The sequence below is a fragment of the Dictyoglomus sp. GBS genome, assembly GCF_055179815.1.
Map to the genome: position 1 here is coordinate 1,161,654 of NZ_CM143687.1, position 16,844 is coordinate 1,178,497.

Annotated in this window: 12 protein-coding genes, 2 tRNA genes and 3 rRNA genes; 13 read left to right on the top strand and 4 right to left on the bottom strand. The window is 37.8% G+C overall.

The features are described 5' to 3' along the window. Window positions 1–26: 26 nt before the first annotated feature. From ACY3IT_RS05720 to ACY3IT_RS05750, 7 genes are all read left to right on the top strand, one after another. Window positions 27–164 carry a hypothetical protein gene (locus ACY3IT_RS05720; RefSeq protein ID WP_463082013.1) on the top strand — a complete coding sequence of 46 codons (138 nt, stop codon included), beginning with the start codon at window positions 27–29 and terminating at the stop codon, window positions 162–164. 7 nt (window positions 165–171) lie between these two features. Beyond that, window positions 172–1,719, top strand: a 16S ribosomal RNA gene (locus ACY3IT_RS05725). An 80-nt stretch (window positions 1,720–1,799) separates the two neighbouring features. Next, window positions 1,800–1,876: transfer RNA gene (locus tag ACY3IT_RS05730), tRNA-Ile, on the top strand. A 15-nt stretch (window positions 1,877–1,891) separates the two neighbouring features. Beyond that, window positions 1,892–1,967, top strand: a tRNA-Ala gene (locus tag ACY3IT_RS05735). Between the two features lie 55 nt (window positions 1,968–2,022). Continuing rightward, window positions 2,023–5,036, top strand: a 23S ribosomal RNA gene (locus tag ACY3IT_RS05740). 66 nt (window positions 5,037–5,102) lie between these two features. Then, window positions 5,103–5,219 (top strand): 5S ribosomal RNA (rrf, locus tag ACY3IT_RS05745). Together the 16S, 23S and 5S rRNA genes with 2 tRNA genes alongside form the textbook arrangement of a ribosomal RNA operon. A gap of 224 nt (window positions 5,220–5,443) precedes the next feature. After that, a complete protein-coding gene (locus ACY3IT_RS05750) occupies window positions 5,444–5,962 on the top strand; it encodes a TlpA disulfide reductase family protein (RefSeq protein WP_463082014.1) in 519 nt (172 codons plus the stop codon). A 118-nt stretch (window positions 5,963–6,080) separates the two neighbouring features. Here ACY3IT_RS05750 and ACY3IT_RS05755 read toward each other — a convergent pair whose 3' ends face one another. Then, window positions 6,081–6,635 carry a 5-formyltetrahydrofolate cyclo-ligase gene (locus tag ACY3IT_RS05755; RefSeq protein WP_463082015.1) on the bottom strand — a complete coding sequence of 185 codons (555 nt, stop codon included), beginning with the start codon at window positions 6,633–6,635 and terminating at the stop codon, window positions 6,081–6,083. Between the two features lie 156 nt (window positions 6,636–6,791). On the opposite strand from ACY3IT_RS05755, the gene ACY3IT_RS05760 reads away from it, so the two are divergent. The 6 genes from ACY3IT_RS05760 (at window position 6,792) to ACY3IT_RS05785 (ending at window position 13,789) form a co-directional block, all read left to right on the top strand. After that, window positions 6,792–7,517 (top strand): ECF transporter S component, encoded by a 726-nt coding sequence (locus tag ACY3IT_RS05760; protein WP_463082016.1) that lies wholly within the window; start codon window positions 6,792–6,794, stop codon window positions 7,515–7,517. A 3-nt stretch (window positions 7,518–7,520) separates the two neighbouring features. Next, window positions 7,521–8,288, top strand: a complete 768-nt coding sequence (locus ACY3IT_RS05765) for a type III pantothenate kinase (RefSeq protein WP_463082017.1) — start codon at window positions 7,521–7,523, stop codon at window positions 8,286–8,288. Window positions 8,289–8,344: 56 nt separating this feature from the next. After that, window positions 8,345–10,117: a FecR family protein gene (locus ACY3IT_RS05770; protein ID WP_463082018.1), complete on the top strand. Its 1,773-nt coding sequence runs from the start codon at window positions 8,345–8,347 to the stop codon at window positions 10,115–10,117. A gap of 75 nt (window positions 10,118–10,192) precedes the next feature. Beyond that, window positions 10,193–11,944, top strand: coding sequence for a CHASE2 domain-containing protein (locus ACY3IT_RS05775; protein ID WP_463082019.1), 1,752 nt, complete (start codon window positions 10,193–10,195; stop codon window positions 11,942–11,944). After that, window positions 11,934–13,070, top strand: coding sequence for an HD domain-containing phosphohydrolase (locus tag ACY3IT_RS05780; protein WP_463082020.1), 1,137 nt, complete (start codon window positions 11,934–11,936; stop codon window positions 13,068–13,070). Before ACY3IT_RS05775 ends, ACY3IT_RS05780 begins: the two co-directional genes overlap by 11 nt. Next, window positions 13,055–13,789, top strand: a complete 735-nt coding sequence (locus tag ACY3IT_RS05785) for a DUF3307 domain-containing protein (RefSeq protein WP_463082021.1) — start codon at window positions 13,055–13,057, stop codon at window positions 13,787–13,789. The genes ACY3IT_RS05780 and ACY3IT_RS05785 overlap by 16 nt, the downstream gene beginning before the upstream one ends. Here ACY3IT_RS05785 and ACY3IT_RS05790 read toward each other — a convergent pair. Genes ACY3IT_RS05790 through ACY3IT_RS05800 form a run of 3 tightly spaced genes read right to left on the bottom strand, consistent with a single transcriptional unit; the run spans window position 13,758 to window position 16,844 of the window. Then, window positions 13,758–14,549, bottom strand: a complete 792-nt coding sequence (locus tag ACY3IT_RS05790) for an HAD-IIA family hydrolase (protein ID WP_463082022.1) — start codon at window positions 14,547–14,549, stop codon at window positions 13,758–13,760. The genes ACY3IT_RS05785 and ACY3IT_RS05790 overlap by 32 nt on opposite strands. Further along, the gene (locus ACY3IT_RS05795; RefSeq protein ID WP_463082023.1) at window positions 14,524–15,261 is read right to left on the bottom strand and encodes a biotin--[acetyl-CoA-carboxylase] ligase; all 738 of its coding nucleotides are present in this window, start codon (window positions 15,259–15,261) and stop codon (window positions 14,524–14,526) included. Before ACY3IT_RS05795 ends, ACY3IT_RS05790 begins: the two co-directional genes overlap by 26 nt. After that, a complete protein-coding gene (locus ACY3IT_RS05800; protein WP_463082024.1) occupies window positions 15,261–16,844 on the bottom strand; it encodes a bifunctional riboflavin kinase/FAD synthetase in 1,584 nt (527 codons plus the stop codon). Before ACY3IT_RS05800 ends, ACY3IT_RS05795 begins: the two co-directional genes overlap by 1 nt.

Sequence of the window (16,844 nt, forward strand, 5' to 3'; positions counted from 1 at the left end):
CCCCCTCTTGCAAAAGGGAGATATATATGATAGAATTTAATCCGCCCGATGAGAAAGGGCGGATGCACATTAGACAAAGGGAGAAAAGGGAGAGAGAAGAGAGAAGGAAGAAGAGAGGAAGGCATATAGAGAGCGAGGATACAGACCCGAAAGGGAAGGTATGATATATACTGGATGGAGGGTTTGATCCTGGCTCAGGACGAACGCTGGCGGCGTGCCTAAGGCATGCAAGTCGAGCGGTAGCTCCTATTGGGATAACCGATAGGAGTGAGAGCGGCGCACGGGTGAGTAACACGTAGGTAACCTACCCCAGAGAGGGGGATAACACCCCGAAAGGGGTGCTAAACCCCCATATACTTACCGAGCGGAGAGCTAAGGTAAGGAAAGAGTATACAGAGGCAACTCTGTATACTGCTCTGGGATGGGCCTGCGGCCTATCAGCTAGTTGGTGGGGTAATGGCCCACCAAGGCGAAGACGGGTAGCCGGCCTGAGAGGGTGGTCGGCCACACTGGGACTGAGACACGGCCCAGACTCCTACGGGAGGCAGCAGCCGGGAATCTTCCGCAATGGGGGAAACCCTGACGGAGCGACGCCGCGTGAGGGAAGAAGCCCTTCGGGGTGTAAACCTCTTTTCTCGGGGAAGAAAGCTGACGGTACCCGAGGAAAAAGCCCCGGCTAACTACGTGCCAGCAGCCGCGGTAAGACGTAGGGGGCGAGCGTTGTCCGGATTTACTGGGCGTAAAGGGCGTGTAGGCGGCTTAGCAAGTCAGATGTGGAAGCCCCAAGCTCAACTTGGGGAGGCCATCTGATACTGCTAAGCTAGAGGGCAGGAGAGGAGAGCGGAACTTCCGGTGTAGCGGTGAAATGCGTAGATATCGGAAGGAACGCCGGTGGCGAAGGCGGCTCTCTGGACTGGCCCTGACGCTGAGGCGCGAAAGCTAGGGGAGCGAACGGGATTAGATACCCCGGTAGTCCTAGCCGTAAACGATGGGCACTAGGTGTGGGGAGTCAGACTCTCCGTGCTGCAGCAAACGCGATAAGTGCCCCGCCTGGGGAGTACGGCCGCAAGGCTAAAACTCAAAGGAATTGACGGGGGCCCGCACAAGCGGTGGAGCGCGTGGTTTAATTCGATGCTAAGCGAAGAACCTTACCAGGGCTTGACATGCAGGCTGAAAGCTTACCCGAAAGGGTAAGTGCCGAATGAGGGGGTTTCCCCTTATTTGGAGCCTGCACAGGTGGTGCATGGCTGTCGTCAGCTCGTGTCGTGAGATGTTGGGTTAAGTCCCGCAACGAGCGCAACCCCTGCCCTTAGTTGCCAGCGGGTAAAGCCGGGCACTCTAAGGGGACTGCCGGCGATGAGCCGGAGGAAGGTGGGGATGACGTCAAGTCAGTATGCCCCTTATGCCCTGGGCTACACACGCGCTACAATGGGTGGTACAGAGGGGAGCGAAGCTGCGAGGTGGAGCGAATCCCTAAAGCCACCCCCAGTTCAGATCGCAGGCTGCAACTCGCCTGCGTGAAGGCGGAATCGCTAGTAACCGCAGATCAGCCACGCTGCGGTGAATACGTTCTCGGGCCTTGTACACACCGCCCGTCACACCACGAGAGTCCGCAACACCCGAAGTCAGGCGAAGAGCCTGCCGAAGGTGGGGCGGATGATTGGGGTGAAGTCGTAACAAGGTAGCCGTACCGGAAGGTGCGGCTGGATCACCTCCTTTCTTATGGAGAAGGAAAAGTGTCCTCTTTTTCCTTTATCTCTTCTCCCTCTTTTCTCCCGACTAATCATGATTATTAAAGTGGGCTCTTAGCTCAGGTGGTTAGAGCGCACCCCTGATAAGGGTGAGGTCCCTGGTTCGAGTCCAGGAGGGCCCACCATTTTATTTGAGGGGTGGGGCTGTAGCTCAGCTGGGAGAGCACCTGCTTTGCACGCAGGGGGTCACCGGTTCAAGTCCGGTCAGCTCCACCAAATTTGCACCTTAGACAAGAGAAGATAGAGAGGGATGATGCAGTAATCAGCCGGGCGTCAAAGTAGAAAGGGCGTACGGTGGATGCCTAGGCACCAAGGGCCGAAGAAGGACGCGGCAGGCGGCGAAACGCCCCGGGGAGCTGCGAGCAAGCTATGATCCGGGGATTTCCGAATGGGGAAACCCACTCTGGGTAATGCCAGAGTATCCCTAAGGGGAAACTCTTAGGGAGGGGAACCGGGGGAACTGAAACATCTTAGTACCCCGAGGAGAAGAAAGAGACAATCGATTCCCTGAGTAGTGGTGAGCGAAAGGGGAGGAGCCTAAACCTGAGTGGTGGAGAAGCTCGCGGGCGTTGCCACTCAGGGGTAGAGGGATAAGGCCGGAGGGAGCCGCGACTCTCTCGTAAGGGAATGCATACTTAGCCGAACAGTCTGGGAAGGCTGGCCAGAGAGGGTGAGAGCCCCGTAGGCGAAAAGTATGTATCTCTTATGGGCCTTAATCCCGAGTAGCGTGGGGCACGTGGAATCCTGCGCGAATCAGGGCGGACCACCGCCTAAGGCTAAATACCCTTGGTGACCGATAGCGCATAGTACCGTGAGGGAAAGGTGAAAAGAACCCCGGAGAGGGGAGTGAAATAGAACCTGAAACCGTACGTCCACAAGGAGTAGGAGAGCGATGCTCAAAAGGGGTAACTCTTTTGAGCTGGCTCGACTGCGTGCCTGTTGAAGAATGAGCCGGCGAGTTAATGCGTGTGGCGAGGTTAAGGGAGAGGAGTCCCGGAGCCGAAGTGAAAGCGAGCCTGAAGAGGGCGATTAGTCACACGCATTAGACCCGAAACCAGGCGAGCTACCCATGGCCAGGATGAAGCGGGGTTAACCCCCCGTGGAGGTCCGAACCCGTTAGCAGTGAAAAGCTATGGGATGAGCTGTGGGTAGGAGTGAAAAGCTAATCGAGCCTGGAGATAGCTGGTTCTCCCCGAAATAGCTTTAGGGCTAGCCTCAGCCGATGAAGCCTAAGGAGGTAGAGCACTGGTTGGGCGAGGGGCGGGGATCCGCTGCCGAGTCCAGTCAAACTCCGAATGCCTTAGGTGGATGGCTGGGAGTCGGACTGTGGGGGATAAGCTCCATAGTCGAGAGGGGAACAGCCCAGATCAACAGCTAAGGTCCCAAAGTCCGGGCTAAGTGGTAAAGGAGGTAGCTTGGCGAAGACAGTCAGGATGTTGGCTTAGAAGCAGCCATCATTCAAAGAGTGCGTAATAGCTCACTGATCGAGCCAAGCTGCGCCGAAAATACACGGGGCTAAAGCCCGGCACCGAAGCTTTGGGTTCTACCTATCTTCGGGTAGGTAGAGCGGTAGGGGAGCGTTCCGCTGTAGGGAGAAGGCGGACCGGAAGGACCGCTGGACGAGGCGGAAGTGAGAATGCCGGCATGAGTAGCGAAAAGGAGGGTGAGAATCCCTCCCACCGAAAGCCCGAGGTTTCCTGGGTAAAGCTCGTCTTCCCAGGGTTAGGCGGGAGCTAAGCCGAGGCCGAAAGGCGTAGGTGATGCACAGCCGGTTAATATTCCGGCCCCACCTGCTAACCGTTAATACCGAAGGAGGGACGCAGGAGGGTAGGTGCGCCTGGTGGTGACATACCAGGTCCAAGCTCTAAGGGAGGGAGTGTAGGCAAATCCGCACTCCTGATGAACCGAGGAGTGATGGGGAGTCCTCGAGAGAGGGCGAAGGCATCGAGCCCACACTGCCGAGAAAAGCTTCTAGGGAGGTTAGCGGGTGCCCGTACCGCAAACCGACACAGGTGGGCGAGGTGAAGATCCAAAGGTGCGCGGGATAACCCTCGTTAAGGAACTCGGCAAAATGGCCCCGTACGTTCGCAAGAAGGGGTGCCCGAGTAAGGTGAATAGTCTGAAAGGGCCGCAGTGAAGTGGCTCTGGGGACTGTTTACCAAAAACACAGGTCTCTGCTAAGGCGTAGAAGCCGATGTATAGGGGCTGAGGCCTGCCCGGTGCTGGAAGGTTAAGGGGAAGGGTTAGGGGAATACCCGAAGCCCTGAACCGAAGCCCCAGTGAACGGCGGCCGTAACTATAACGGTCCTAAGGTAGCGAAATTCCTTGTCGGGTAAGTTCCGACCTGCATGAAAGGCATAACCACTGGAGCGCTGTCTCAACGAGGGGCCCGGTGAAATTAGAGTGTCCGTGAAGATACGGACTACCCGTGGCAGGACGGAAAGACCCCGTGAAGCTTTACTGCAGCCTGGCATTGAACTTTGGCACCGCATGTAGAGGATAGGTGGGAGGCTGAGAAGCAGGGGCGCCAGCCTCTGTGGAGCCGCCGGTGGAATACCACCCTTGTGGTGTTGGGGTTCTAACCCCAAAAGAAGAGCCTTTTGGGGGACAGTGCTTGGTGGGCAGTTTGACTGGGGCGGTCGCCTCCTAAAAGGTAACGGAGGCGCCCAAAGGTAGGCTTGGCACGGTTAGAAATCGTGCCTAAAGTGTAAGGGCGTTAAGCCTGCCTGACTGTGAGGCCGACGGGCCGAGCAGAGACGAAAGTCGGGCCTAGTGATCCGGTGGTCCCGAGTGGAAGGGCCATCGCTCAACGGATAAAAGTTACTCCGGGGATAACAGGCTGATCTCGCCCGAGAGTCCACATCGACGGCGAGGTTTGGCACCTCGATGTCGGCTCACCGCATCCTGGGGCTGGAGAAGGTCCCAAGGGTTGGGCTGTTCGCCCATTAAAGCGGTACGTGAGCTGGGTTCAGAACGTCGTGAGACAGTTCGGTCCCTATCCGCCACGGGCGTAGGAAACTTGAGGGGAACTGCTCCTAGTACGAGAGGACCGGAGCAGGCGGACCTCTGGTGTACCAGTTGTGCCGTCAGGTGCAGGAGCTGGGTAGCCAAGTCCGTACGGGATAAGCGCTGAAAGCATCTAAGCGCGAAGCCCACCCCAAGATAAGGTTTCCCACAGGGAGAACCTGGTAAGGCACCTCCGAGAAGAGGAGGTAGATAGGCCGGAGGTGGAAGCGCAGCAATGCGTGAAGCCGACCGGTACTAATATGCCGAGGCTTTGACGCCTGGCTGGTTACGGTGTGATCTCTCTCAAGAAGGATTTATGATGGAGTTATGAAGGAAGAGGAGGCTACTGGTGATTAGAGCGGAGGGGAAACGCCCGTTCCCATTCCGAACACGGAAGCTAAGCCCTCCAGCGCCGATGGTACTGCCCTGGCAACGGGGTGGGAGAGTAGGTCATCGCCAGAGAGCCTCCTCTTTTTTTGATCAGTGTAAATTATTTCTGTTATTATTTTTAATCAATTTTAAAATTAGGAATCTTGACAAAAAATTTTTAAAATGTTAATATTATTTCAAAAAGAATTTGTTAAGAACCTTTCCAGGCGAGGGTCCCCTTCCCCCCTCACCCATCACCCCCTACCTCGCCTGGAAAGTTCTTTTAATTAATATATGCAAAAAGGGAGGAGTTTAAAATGAAAAAAATGATGAAGAATAATAGATTTTTAAAAATTTTTTTAATGATTATATTATTTGTCCTATTAATTCATACATCTTACTCAATAGCCAATATAGGAGAAAATGAAAAAGCTATAGATTTTTCACTTAAAGATCTAAAGGGGAAAAATTATAGGCTTTCTGATTTTAAAGGGAAAGTTATTTTATTAAATTTTTGGGCTACATGGTGCCCTCCATGTAGATATGAAATGCCGTTATTAGATAAGCTATACAAGGAACATAAAAATAAAGGATTTGAAATAGTGGCTGTTAGTCTAGACTCCAATCCTAAAAATGTTAATGATTACTTAAAGAATAATCCAGTTAGTTTTACTATTCTTTCTGACAGAGAAGGAAAAGCAGGATATACATATCAAATTGTAGCTATACCAACATCTTTTTTAATTGATAAAAATTTTATTATAAGAAAAATTTATTTAGGAATTATCTCAGAAAAGGATATTAAAAAGGAATTGGAAAAATGGCTAAAAAAGTAATTATAAGATTTTTTATATTCTTTCTTATATTCCTTTTTTTGACTATTGGTATTTATATGGGAGAATTTTATGAGATCTATAGAAATAGTATTATTTTGTGTTTATCTTGTATAGGTATTCAATAATTATTAGTAAAAATAATCTTTTTCTCTGAAATAATAATATCAACTTTTTGATCGTAAGGATCTTTTGGAAGTTCATTAATGATTAAATCGTCAAAGGTTAAACCTATTTTTATACCTCTTTTAATGTTGCTTAAAAAACGATCATAGTAACCTTTACCATAACCTATTCTATAACCTTTAACATCAAATGCAATTCCAGGTACTACAATAATATCGAACAAGTTATAATCTATTTCATAAATCTCCTTAGGTTGCAGTATACCAAATGGACCTTTTTCTAAATCATTAATTGTCTTAATTTCTCCAAATTTTAAGTCTTTACCAAAGATAACGGGGCAAAATACTCTTTTGTTTTCTACAAGAGCATGATAAATTATGAACCTTGTATCTACCTCATCTTTTATAGAGACATAAGTGTTAATTATAGATGCTTTTCCCCAAATAACTAAATTCTTCAGCTTATGAAAAATTTCATGAGATTTTACCTCTTTATCTCTTATATTCCTTCTTTTTTCTAAAAATATCTTCCGCAATTCTTTTTTATCCATTTATATAACCTCTTTTCTTTTTTTAGTTTATATATTATAATCCAAAAAAGCCTGCAGATCTTTAGGATCGCGGGACAATATCAATAAATATCAATATAAATAGTCAAATCAAAAAAACGGCATCCCTTGTTGGGGAGCCGGAAGGGAGGTATTAAAATGTTTAAAAACATCAAAAAAATCTCATTAGCATCTCTTTTTGTTGCAATTACCCTCTTATTAGGTTTTTCACGTATAGGCTATATATCCCTACCAACACCAGCAGGTGCTGCAACAATAATGCATATTCCAGTGATATTAGCAGGCATTGTTATGGGACCATGGTTTGGAGCCTTAGTAGGTAGCATTTTTGGCATTTCTGCAGTTATGTATTTTTCCCATATTGCTCCTTTCTGGGTGCTTTTTCCTGCAAGACCTTTTATTGGTATTGTTTCAGGTCTTGTTTATAATTTTCTCTTATCCTTTTTTAGGTCTCAAAAGAAGCTTAAAAACTCTACCGCTTTTATTATCTCTTTTGTAGTTTTCTCTTTCGCATATCTTAGTGGTGTCTATATCATGAGAGAGTGGTTTACAGAAAGCCTTATTAATTACTCTTTAGAATTTAGTTTTTTAATAGCTTTAATCTCTTTTATCATAGCTTTTTTAATTTTATTTATAATAAAAGAAAAAGAAGGAGAAATAGTTGCCATTGGAATAGCATCCTTCTTAGGAAGTATGACTAACACTGTGGGAACTCTTGGTCTTGCAGCAATTTTTAAAATTTTCCCATTAGGAGTTATTATATCCATAGGAATTCTTCATGGTATTCCAGAAGCAATTATCGCGTCAATAATTTGTCCACCTATAGTTGTATTATTAAAAAGATTAATTAAGGAGAGTGCATAGGGTATGCTTTTAACTATAGATATCGGCAATTCAAATATAGATATAGCTTATTTTAAAAAAAATAAAATTATATCTCATTATGAATTTGAGACTAAGAAATACTCTACAAGCTATGAATATTCACTACTTATTGAATGGACTCTAAAAAGAAATGGGATCTCCGAGGCTAAAGTAGAAGGTATAGCTATATCTTCTGTAGTTCCATCTCTTACCTCAGTTTTTGTTGATGCCATAAGATATATCTTCAATTATTCTCCTTTTGTTGTAGAACCAGGAATAAAAACAGGAATCTCCATAGAGACAGAAAACCCCAAAGAGGTAGGTTCAGATCTTATATGTAATGTGGTTGCTATTCAAGAAGAGTATGGTCCAGTTGGAATAGCTATAGATTTTGGCACAGCAACTACTTTTTCTGCTATAGAGAATAAGAAATTTTTAGGAGTAGCTATAGCACCGGGCGTAGGGACGGCATCCTACGCCCTCTTTGAAAAAACCGCTAAACTTCCTCAAGTAGATATTAAAGCTCCAGAATCTTCCTTAGGAAAAAACACTATATCTGCAATTCAAGCAGGAATAGTTTTTGGGTTTGCAGGACTTGTTGATGGAATTTTAGAAAGACAAATATCAGAAATGAATGGAAATCCTGTTCTTATAAGTACTGGTGGTTGGGCTAAAAGAATAGTACCTCATTCAAAATACCTTAAATTAGAAAATATTGATCCTTATCTTACTCTTAAAGGACTTTGTTATCTTTATAAAAAGAACCTGTGATATAATATAAAAAGTTTAAGATTATTTTAAAAACAATTTAGTGGGGTGTATTAAAAATGTTTAAAAAACTTTTTGTCTTTCTTTTAGTTTTATTAATCCTTATTGTCCCTATTTTTGCTCAAGCAACAAAAAGGGTAGCAATAATAACATATCTAAAAGGAAATGTTTATGTAAAAAAGGCTGAATCAGAGTTATGGATACCTGCTAAGTTAAAAATGGAACTTTCTTCAGGAGATAAGATTTGGGTACAACAAAACTCACAAGCTATATTAGAGTTTTCAGATAGATCAACCCTAAAACTTGCTTCAAATACCCAGCTTGATATTTTAAGATTGGATCGTGATAAAGATACACAAAAAGAAGTATCAATATTTAAATTACTTTTAGGAAAAGTATGGGCGACAGTTGAGAAGATATTATCTATAGGAGAAAGAGTAGAGATACACACACCTACAGCTGTTGCAGGTGTAAGAGGTACGGAATGGATTCAGCAAGTAAGTGAAGATGGAACGACTGTGGTGAAAACTCTTAAAGGAGTAGTTTCTTTTTCTGCTAAAGGTGTAACAGTAGATGTAAAAGAAGGTTTTCAAAGTATTGTAAAACCTGAAAATCCTCCTGAAAATCCGACACCAATAACAGAAATTGAAAAGTTTGATGAAGAAGAGAAACCAAAAGAAGAAAAGCCCAAAGAAGAGATTAAAGAAGAGAAACCTATTACACCTCCTCAAAGGGGATCATCCGAAGGTGTTAGATTAGCGCTTAATAATAATTTAGATTATGGTTTATATAAAAAGAATGATTTGATGCTTGCTAAACTTTCCTTTTCTCCAGAACTTTCTTTTGGAATATTAAAACTCGGTCTTGATCTTTCTTTATATACCGATGGAGAAAGTATAAGTTATATTCAAGGAAAAATAAGGTATGGAGAACTAAATTTACCTTGGCTTGGAATAAAATATGGTGTTATAGATCACTTTACTCTTGGATACGGATTAATTGCCAATAGATATTCCACATATGAAATGGAGGGGGTAGTACTTCGATTAGAAGATCCAAAAAGAGGGGGTATTCTTACTCTCTTTCCTTCTCCTTTTAATAAATATGAAAATCTAACCTCAACATATGCATTGAGAGCTTTTTATCGACCCATAAATAGATTAGAAATTGGTATAAATGGTATGATGGATATGGATGTTGATGAAAATAAAAGACAAGCAATAGTTGGAGCAGATTTATCGTACTTTTTGACAAAAAATACTGTTATTTATTCATCTTTTGCACAAAGAATAATACATGATGGAGTAACAATTAGTGATCCAAGAGTTCTAAGTGAAAATGGTGTTGCATTAGGTCTTCAAAGCAATTTCAGTCTTTTCAACAGTGTTTTTAGTGTCCAGCTAATAAACTTTTCTGATAATTTTTATCCTGGTTATTTCAATGCTTATTATGAAAAGAATAAGGTACTTAAAACTCTATCTCCTTTAAAAGAGTCTGTAAATAGAATATTTGGTTTAACATTAGACTTAGACACTAATATATTAAATATTGCCTTTTTAAATGTAAATTACCAATCTTTTAATGGTATGCGTCCATCTATATATAGTAGATTTACTATGTCATTAAATGAAAGATTAAAGATGAACTTACTATACGAGCAAAAAGAGATAAAAACTCCATTTATGCTCTTTAATGAAAATACAATTATGACTTTAAATATAACCTATCCATTAGCTCAAAATGTAGATGCTATACTAACTATAAAAAGAACTTTTGATCCTTATGGTAATCCAACAGATATATATTTTGTATCGACAAAGTTAAGACTTTAAAAAGTGAATTATATAAATAGGTTTATAAAGAATGGCATAATAATAAGATGTATAATAGTGCTAATATCTTTTGTAGTGACTTTATTATTGTTTCAAAGTCAAGTACTTCAAAAACTTGAATTAGGCTCTATTAACTTAAGATTTATATTTAGAGGGGAGAGAGAGTCAGAAAGTAATATCGTAATAATAGGAATAGACGATAATTCAATACAAGAATTAGGTAATTTTCCTTGGAATAGATCTTTATATGTGGAATTAATAAATAAACTAGGGAAAAATCCCAAAATTATAGCCTTTGATATATATTTTGATACAGAAACAACTCCGGTAGATGATAAGAAATTTGAGGAACTTTTAAAAAGGGATAAAAGGATAATACTTTCTGCTTTTTATATATCAGTGGATGATCCAAGATATGGTTCTCTTAAAAGACTCTTTCTTCCCATTGATAAATTTTTGAAAAACGCTAAGGTTGGACTCGTTAATCCAGAACATGATTTGGATGGATTTATAAGAAGATTCCAACTAAAAAATTTCGTATTAGAAAAGGAATGGATTTCTTTTCCTTTTTTAATAACATTAAAATATCTTTCTCTAACTTCAGACGAATATATTTCTAAAACAAAATTGTTCACAGATAAAAAAAATAACATATATATAAATTACAGAGGAGGACCTTTTAGTTATCCTGTTTACTCTTTTGTTGATATATTAAAAGGAAATATTGATCCAAATGTTTTTAAAAACAAAATTGTTCTTATAGGTGCAGTAACTGAGACATTACACGATACTCATTTTACTCCATTTTATGGTTTTATAAGATATGGAGGTTCTATTAGATTAGGAAAAATGCCGGGAGTAGAAGTTCATGCTAATGCTATAGACACCCTTATTAGCAAAGATTTTATAAAACCTTTTAATGATGGATCCCCATTATATATAATTACACTACTTATGAATTTTATTCCTTCTATTTTAATAAGAAAATACAAGACAATTTTTATATTTGTAATATCCGTGATATTTTCCTTATTATACCTCACAATAGCCAATTTATTTTTTGTTTATTTTAATACGTTACTTCCATATTACATACCAGTATTTGGACTTTTAATTTCTTATTTATTTAACATGTTATATGAAATTATAAAAACAGAACAAGAAAAGAGAGAAATTAAGACATTATTTCAAAGATTTGTCTCTCCAGAAGTAGTTGAAATGCTTCTTAAAACAGAAAGAGATAAAATTTTCACTACCAAAAGAGAGAAGATAAGCGTTCTGTTTGCAGATATTAGAAATTTTACTTATTACTCTGATATAAGAGAACCTGAAGAGATAATTAAGATTTTAGATGATTTCTTAAAAAGCTCTTCAGATATTGTTTTAAAAAACAATGGGACTGTAGATAAATTTATGGGAGATGCAATAATGGCAATTTTTGGAGCTCCTTATCCTTTGGAAAATACTGCAGAAAAAGCTGTACTTTCTGCCTTAGAAATACAAGAAAAGATCAGGAAATTACAATTAGAATGGAAAAGTCAAGGTTATCCTTCTTTTGAAGTGGGAATAGGAATTTCCTCAGGAGAAGCTTTAGTGGGTATTATAGGACCCAAACAGAAGATAGAATATACAGCAATCGGAAATACTGTAAATCTTGCATCTCGATTAGAAGGTTTAGCTAAAGGAGGAGAGATTCTAATATGTGAACAAACATATAATGAAATAAAAGATAAGTTTATTATTGAAGATCTTGGTTTTTTCAATATTAAAGGAAAAGAAAAACCTGTTCATGTATTTAGAGTATTAGGGTACAAAAATGAAAATTAAAATAGGTAAAATACTTAAAGAAAATATATCTTTAAAAAAAGAAATAGAGAGACTCTATTTAATTAGGGAGATTTCCTATAAGATTGTTTCAAATTTGAATCTTTCTGATCTTTTAAAAATAATCATGGAAATAGTAAAAGAGAGTTTAATGGTTGAGGCTTGTTCGTTACTTCTTCTTGATTCCAAAAAAGAAGAATTATATTTTGAAGTAGCTCTTGGAGAAAAGGGAGATACAATCAAAAGATATACAGTAAAAGTAGGGGAGGGGATTGCAGGAAAAGTTGCTCAAACAAGAACTCCTATTATTGAAAATAATGTGGAAAGTAGTAATATATTCAATCCAAAATTTGATTATTTAACCTCTTTCAAAACCAAATCCATTTTAGGGGTACCAATGTTGTATAAAGATGAACTAATAGGTGTAATAGAAGCTATAAACAAAAAAAGCGATAAACCTTTTGACTATGAAGATTTAGACTTACTACAAACTATAGCAAATGAAGCTGCTGTAGCAATAAAAAATGCTCTTTTATACAATAACTTAAAAAGTCTATTTTTTGATACTATAGAATCTCTTGTAAATGCTATTGATGCAAAAGATCCTTATACTCATGGACATTCAAAAAGGGTCTCTGAATTTTCATATTTAATTGGTAAAGAATTAAATTTAGATTCTGATTATTTAGAAAAAATTAGACTTGCAGGGTTACTACATGATATAGGAAAAATTGGGGTAGAGGATAATATTCTGAGGAAAAAGGATAAACTTTCTGAAGATGAATTAATGGAGATAAAAAAGCATCCAATAATAGGGAAAAATATATTAGCACCCATCGATCTTTTAGAGGATATTATAAAAGGTATTGAAGAACACCATGAAAGATATGATGGTAAAGGATATCCAAAAGGCTTAAAAGGTGAAGAAATTTCTCTTATTGGAAGAATTATTTCTGTGGTAGATACTCTTGATGCTTTAATATCTGATAGACCTTATAGAAAAGGTGTAAGTTTAAATTTGGCAATAGATAGAATTAAAGAGGAAAAAGGAAAGCAATTTGATCCTTCTATAGTTGAGGCTCTTTTATCTCTTTACAGAAAGGGATTACTTAAATGTTCTGGTTTTTAAGGTTATTTTTAGCACATCTTATTGCAGATTTCACTTTACAGACGAACAGAGTATTTAAATATAAAGTCTATAATAAATATGGAGTACTGATACATACAAGTATTTACTTAGTAATTACAATTCTACTTTCCATACCTTACTTAACTTCCCCAATGTGTTTCTCTTATATTTTTATTCTATTTTCATTACACACTATAATAGATCTTTCGAAAATCAAAAAGATATCCAAAAGTAATGGTATTAGGGAATTTTTGAAAGATCAAATTCAACATTTTATAACTTTAATTTCTGTTTTCTTATTACCTCAAACAAAGGAGCCCAAATATCTAAATCTAAGCTCTCCTTTATCCTTTTTAAATCGCTTTTATAATAGTGATTACTATATTCTTTTATCTATTGGTTATTTTTTCGTTGCTTTTGCAGGAACTATCTTTTATTTTTATGTTATAAAAACCTTTGGGGGGAAAAATATATTTTACAAAGATGGAATATCAATAAAGGAAAAATATATGGAGGTTATTTTAAGAACTATAATATTCATTACTTACTATATAGGCTCATTTTATGTATCACTTTTTGTTTTTATAATTTTGAGAATTTTAGAGATGATCATTAATAAGACTTATAGAAACATTATATCTTTTCTATTGATATTAACATATGATTTTACCTTTATATTTTCCATGATTACTTTTCTAAATGCCCTTTTAGGAACTTAGTTAAATCCTCAAGATTTTCAAATACAAAGTCAGGTTTTATCTTCGATCTTTCTAAATCTTTACTTTGAGTTACTCCTGTAAGGAGTAAAAAAGTTTTTACATTAAGTCTTTTTCCTAAGCAAATATCTGTATCTATTCTATCCCCAACAACCCCTACTTCTTCTGATTTCAGGCCCAACTTTTCTATAGCAATTTTTCCCATGTATGGTGATGGTTTCCCAATTATAAAAGGTCTTTTTTGAGATGCTGAAGAAACAGCTGCGACCAAAGATCCAGCTCCTGGATCTATACCATTTTCAGTTGGAAATGTCTTATCGGGATTTGTAGCTAAAAACTTCGCCCCATTTCTTATATGGTAGTTCGCTTTTCTTAATTTTTCAAAAGTAAACTCTCTATCTAATCCTACTACCACAGAATCAACCATATCCTTATCTTCGCATAATTCCCAACCAATGTCAGAAATAACTTTCTTCAATGCTTTTTCTCCTATAACGTAAGCTGTACCTTGATTTTTAATTTTTTTAAGATATATAGCTGTAGCAATTCCAGATGTTAGAATTTCATCAGTATTAGTGAAAATTCCCATTTTTTGTAATTTTTCTATATATTCTTCGGGAAGCTTAGTGGAATTGTTAGTTAGAAACATGAATTTCACATTTTTCTCTCTTAAAAATTCTATGAACTCTTTACTGTAGTGAAGTGGGACATCTCCTCTATAAATAGATCCATCAAGATCAATAAGTAATCCTTTTAATTTCAAGTGAAATACCTCCCCATGGATATTTTTTGATTTTATTTTCTTCTTCCAATATAATACTTCCATTATCATCTATATCTACTATTTTAACTTCTTTTCCATTTAATCTGTTTACAGCATTACTTCCTATATACGGAAACCTACTCTTGTAAAACTGAAATACATAATCCCAATTATCAGGATAATCAGCTATATGCGAAAGAATCTGATTTCTTATCTCTTTTAATATGATTAGTTTATCTTCAACCAAAACAAGGTCTTTAAGGGAAGTAGCATCTATATCATATTTTTGAAAATATGACTGTTCTACAAAAAGATTTATTCCGACACCTGCTATTATGTATTTTATTTCATTATTTTCATAAATACTTTCCAATAGTATTCCTGCAACCTTCTTTTTATTGAGTTCTAAATCATTAGGCCATTTAAAATTAAGAATATCTTTTTCTTTCAAGAATATATCTAAAGCTTTATATACTGCTACAGATATAAGAATACCTAAACAATCTATTTTCTTTTTCAGATAGATAGAAGGATAAAGGATTATAGAAAACCAAAGGCCACCTTCAGGAGAAATCCATTTTCTTCTTAATCTACCTCTTCCTTCTGTCTGTATATCAGCCAAAATAATTGTGCCATGAGGAAAATTCTTTGAAGCATAATCATGAGCAATATCCATAGTAGAGGTTACTTGTTTATAGTAAATAATCACCATTACATTGACCTCATAAATAAAGTAGTAATAATGTTTAGAACTTCGTCTATTGTGGTATATGAATTATCTATAAAATAACCTCCCTGAGGAAGCCTAAGAGGTGCTACATCTCTGTTTATGTCTAAGTAGTCTCTTTCTCTTATGCTTTCAAGAAGTTTTTCTTTATTTGTATCATTAAGATCTTTTGCTCTTCTTTCACATCTTATATCAATATTAGCATTAATAAAAAGCTTTAAGTTTGCGTTTGGAAAAACTATTGTCCCACTATCTCTACCTTCTATAACTAATCCCCGTTTCACCTTTTTAAGAAAATCTCTTTGCCAGTCTGTTATAATCTCTCTAATTCCTCTAAATCTACCTATTTTAGAAGCTACAAGTCCTACTTCTGTAGTTCTTATCAAATCTGTTAATTCCATTTCTTTATAGAAAACTCTAAATTTTTCTCCATCCCACAAAAATTTTATTTGATTTTCTTTTATAATTTTTGCCAATTTACTCTCATCAAAAATATCAAATTTCATAGCCAAAAGTCCCACACTTCTATATAATGCACCGCTATCTATGTAATCAAAATTAAATTTTCTTGCTAAAGATTTTGCTATTGTAGTTTTACCAGATCCTGCAGTGCCGTCTATTGTTATGATTTTAATTTCTTTTTCTTCTTCATATATTCTATATTTTATAAATAAAAGGTCTTGAGTTATTTGCTTCTTTAATTCTTCTAATGAGGGAAATTTTATATCAGGTCTTATGTATTCTTCTAAGACTAATTCAATAATCTCGTTATAAATATTACCAGCAAAATCAAATAAATATGCCTCTATACGAAGCTCTTCACCATTAAAAGTAGGTCTTGTTCCTATGTAAATAGCAGAGTGATATATTTTATCTCTTATTTTAGCTTTACCTTTATATATTCCATTTTTAGGAATAAGTTTAGAAGGATCAGGTTTTACATTTACAGTTGGAAAGCCTATCTTTTCTCCTATATTATCACCTTTTATCACTTTACCTCTTATAAAATATTTATAGCCTAACATTTTATTAGCAAAAGAAATGTCTCCTTTCTGAAGGGCTTCTCTTATCATACTACTTGATACAGTTGTATTATCTATATCATGAAGTGGCTTTACCAATACTTTAAAATTGTAATTTTTACTCAATTCTAATAAGACACTTACATCTCCTGTTCTTCCTTTTCCAAACTTGAAATTATCCCCTACAAGTATGCATGAGAATTCCATATTTTTTCTAAGAAATTCAATAAAATCCTTCGGACTAAGATTTCTAAGTTTTGAGTCAAAGGGCAAACAAAACATATAATCAATTCCTTTTAAACCTATCATTTCTCTTTTCTCATCCTTTGTTAGTAGAAAGGAGGATAAATTTTTGAAAACTTTGGGATATGTATCTTCAAAAGTTATTATTCCAGTATTTGAATCACTAATCAGCGCATAGTTGAACATCTCTTCCAGAATAGAGGAATGCCCTTTGTGTATTCCATCAAATACTCCTATACTTAGAATTAGTTTTCCCTTTTTTTCTATATTGTTCAGCTTTATTACTTTAATATCTTTTTCCAT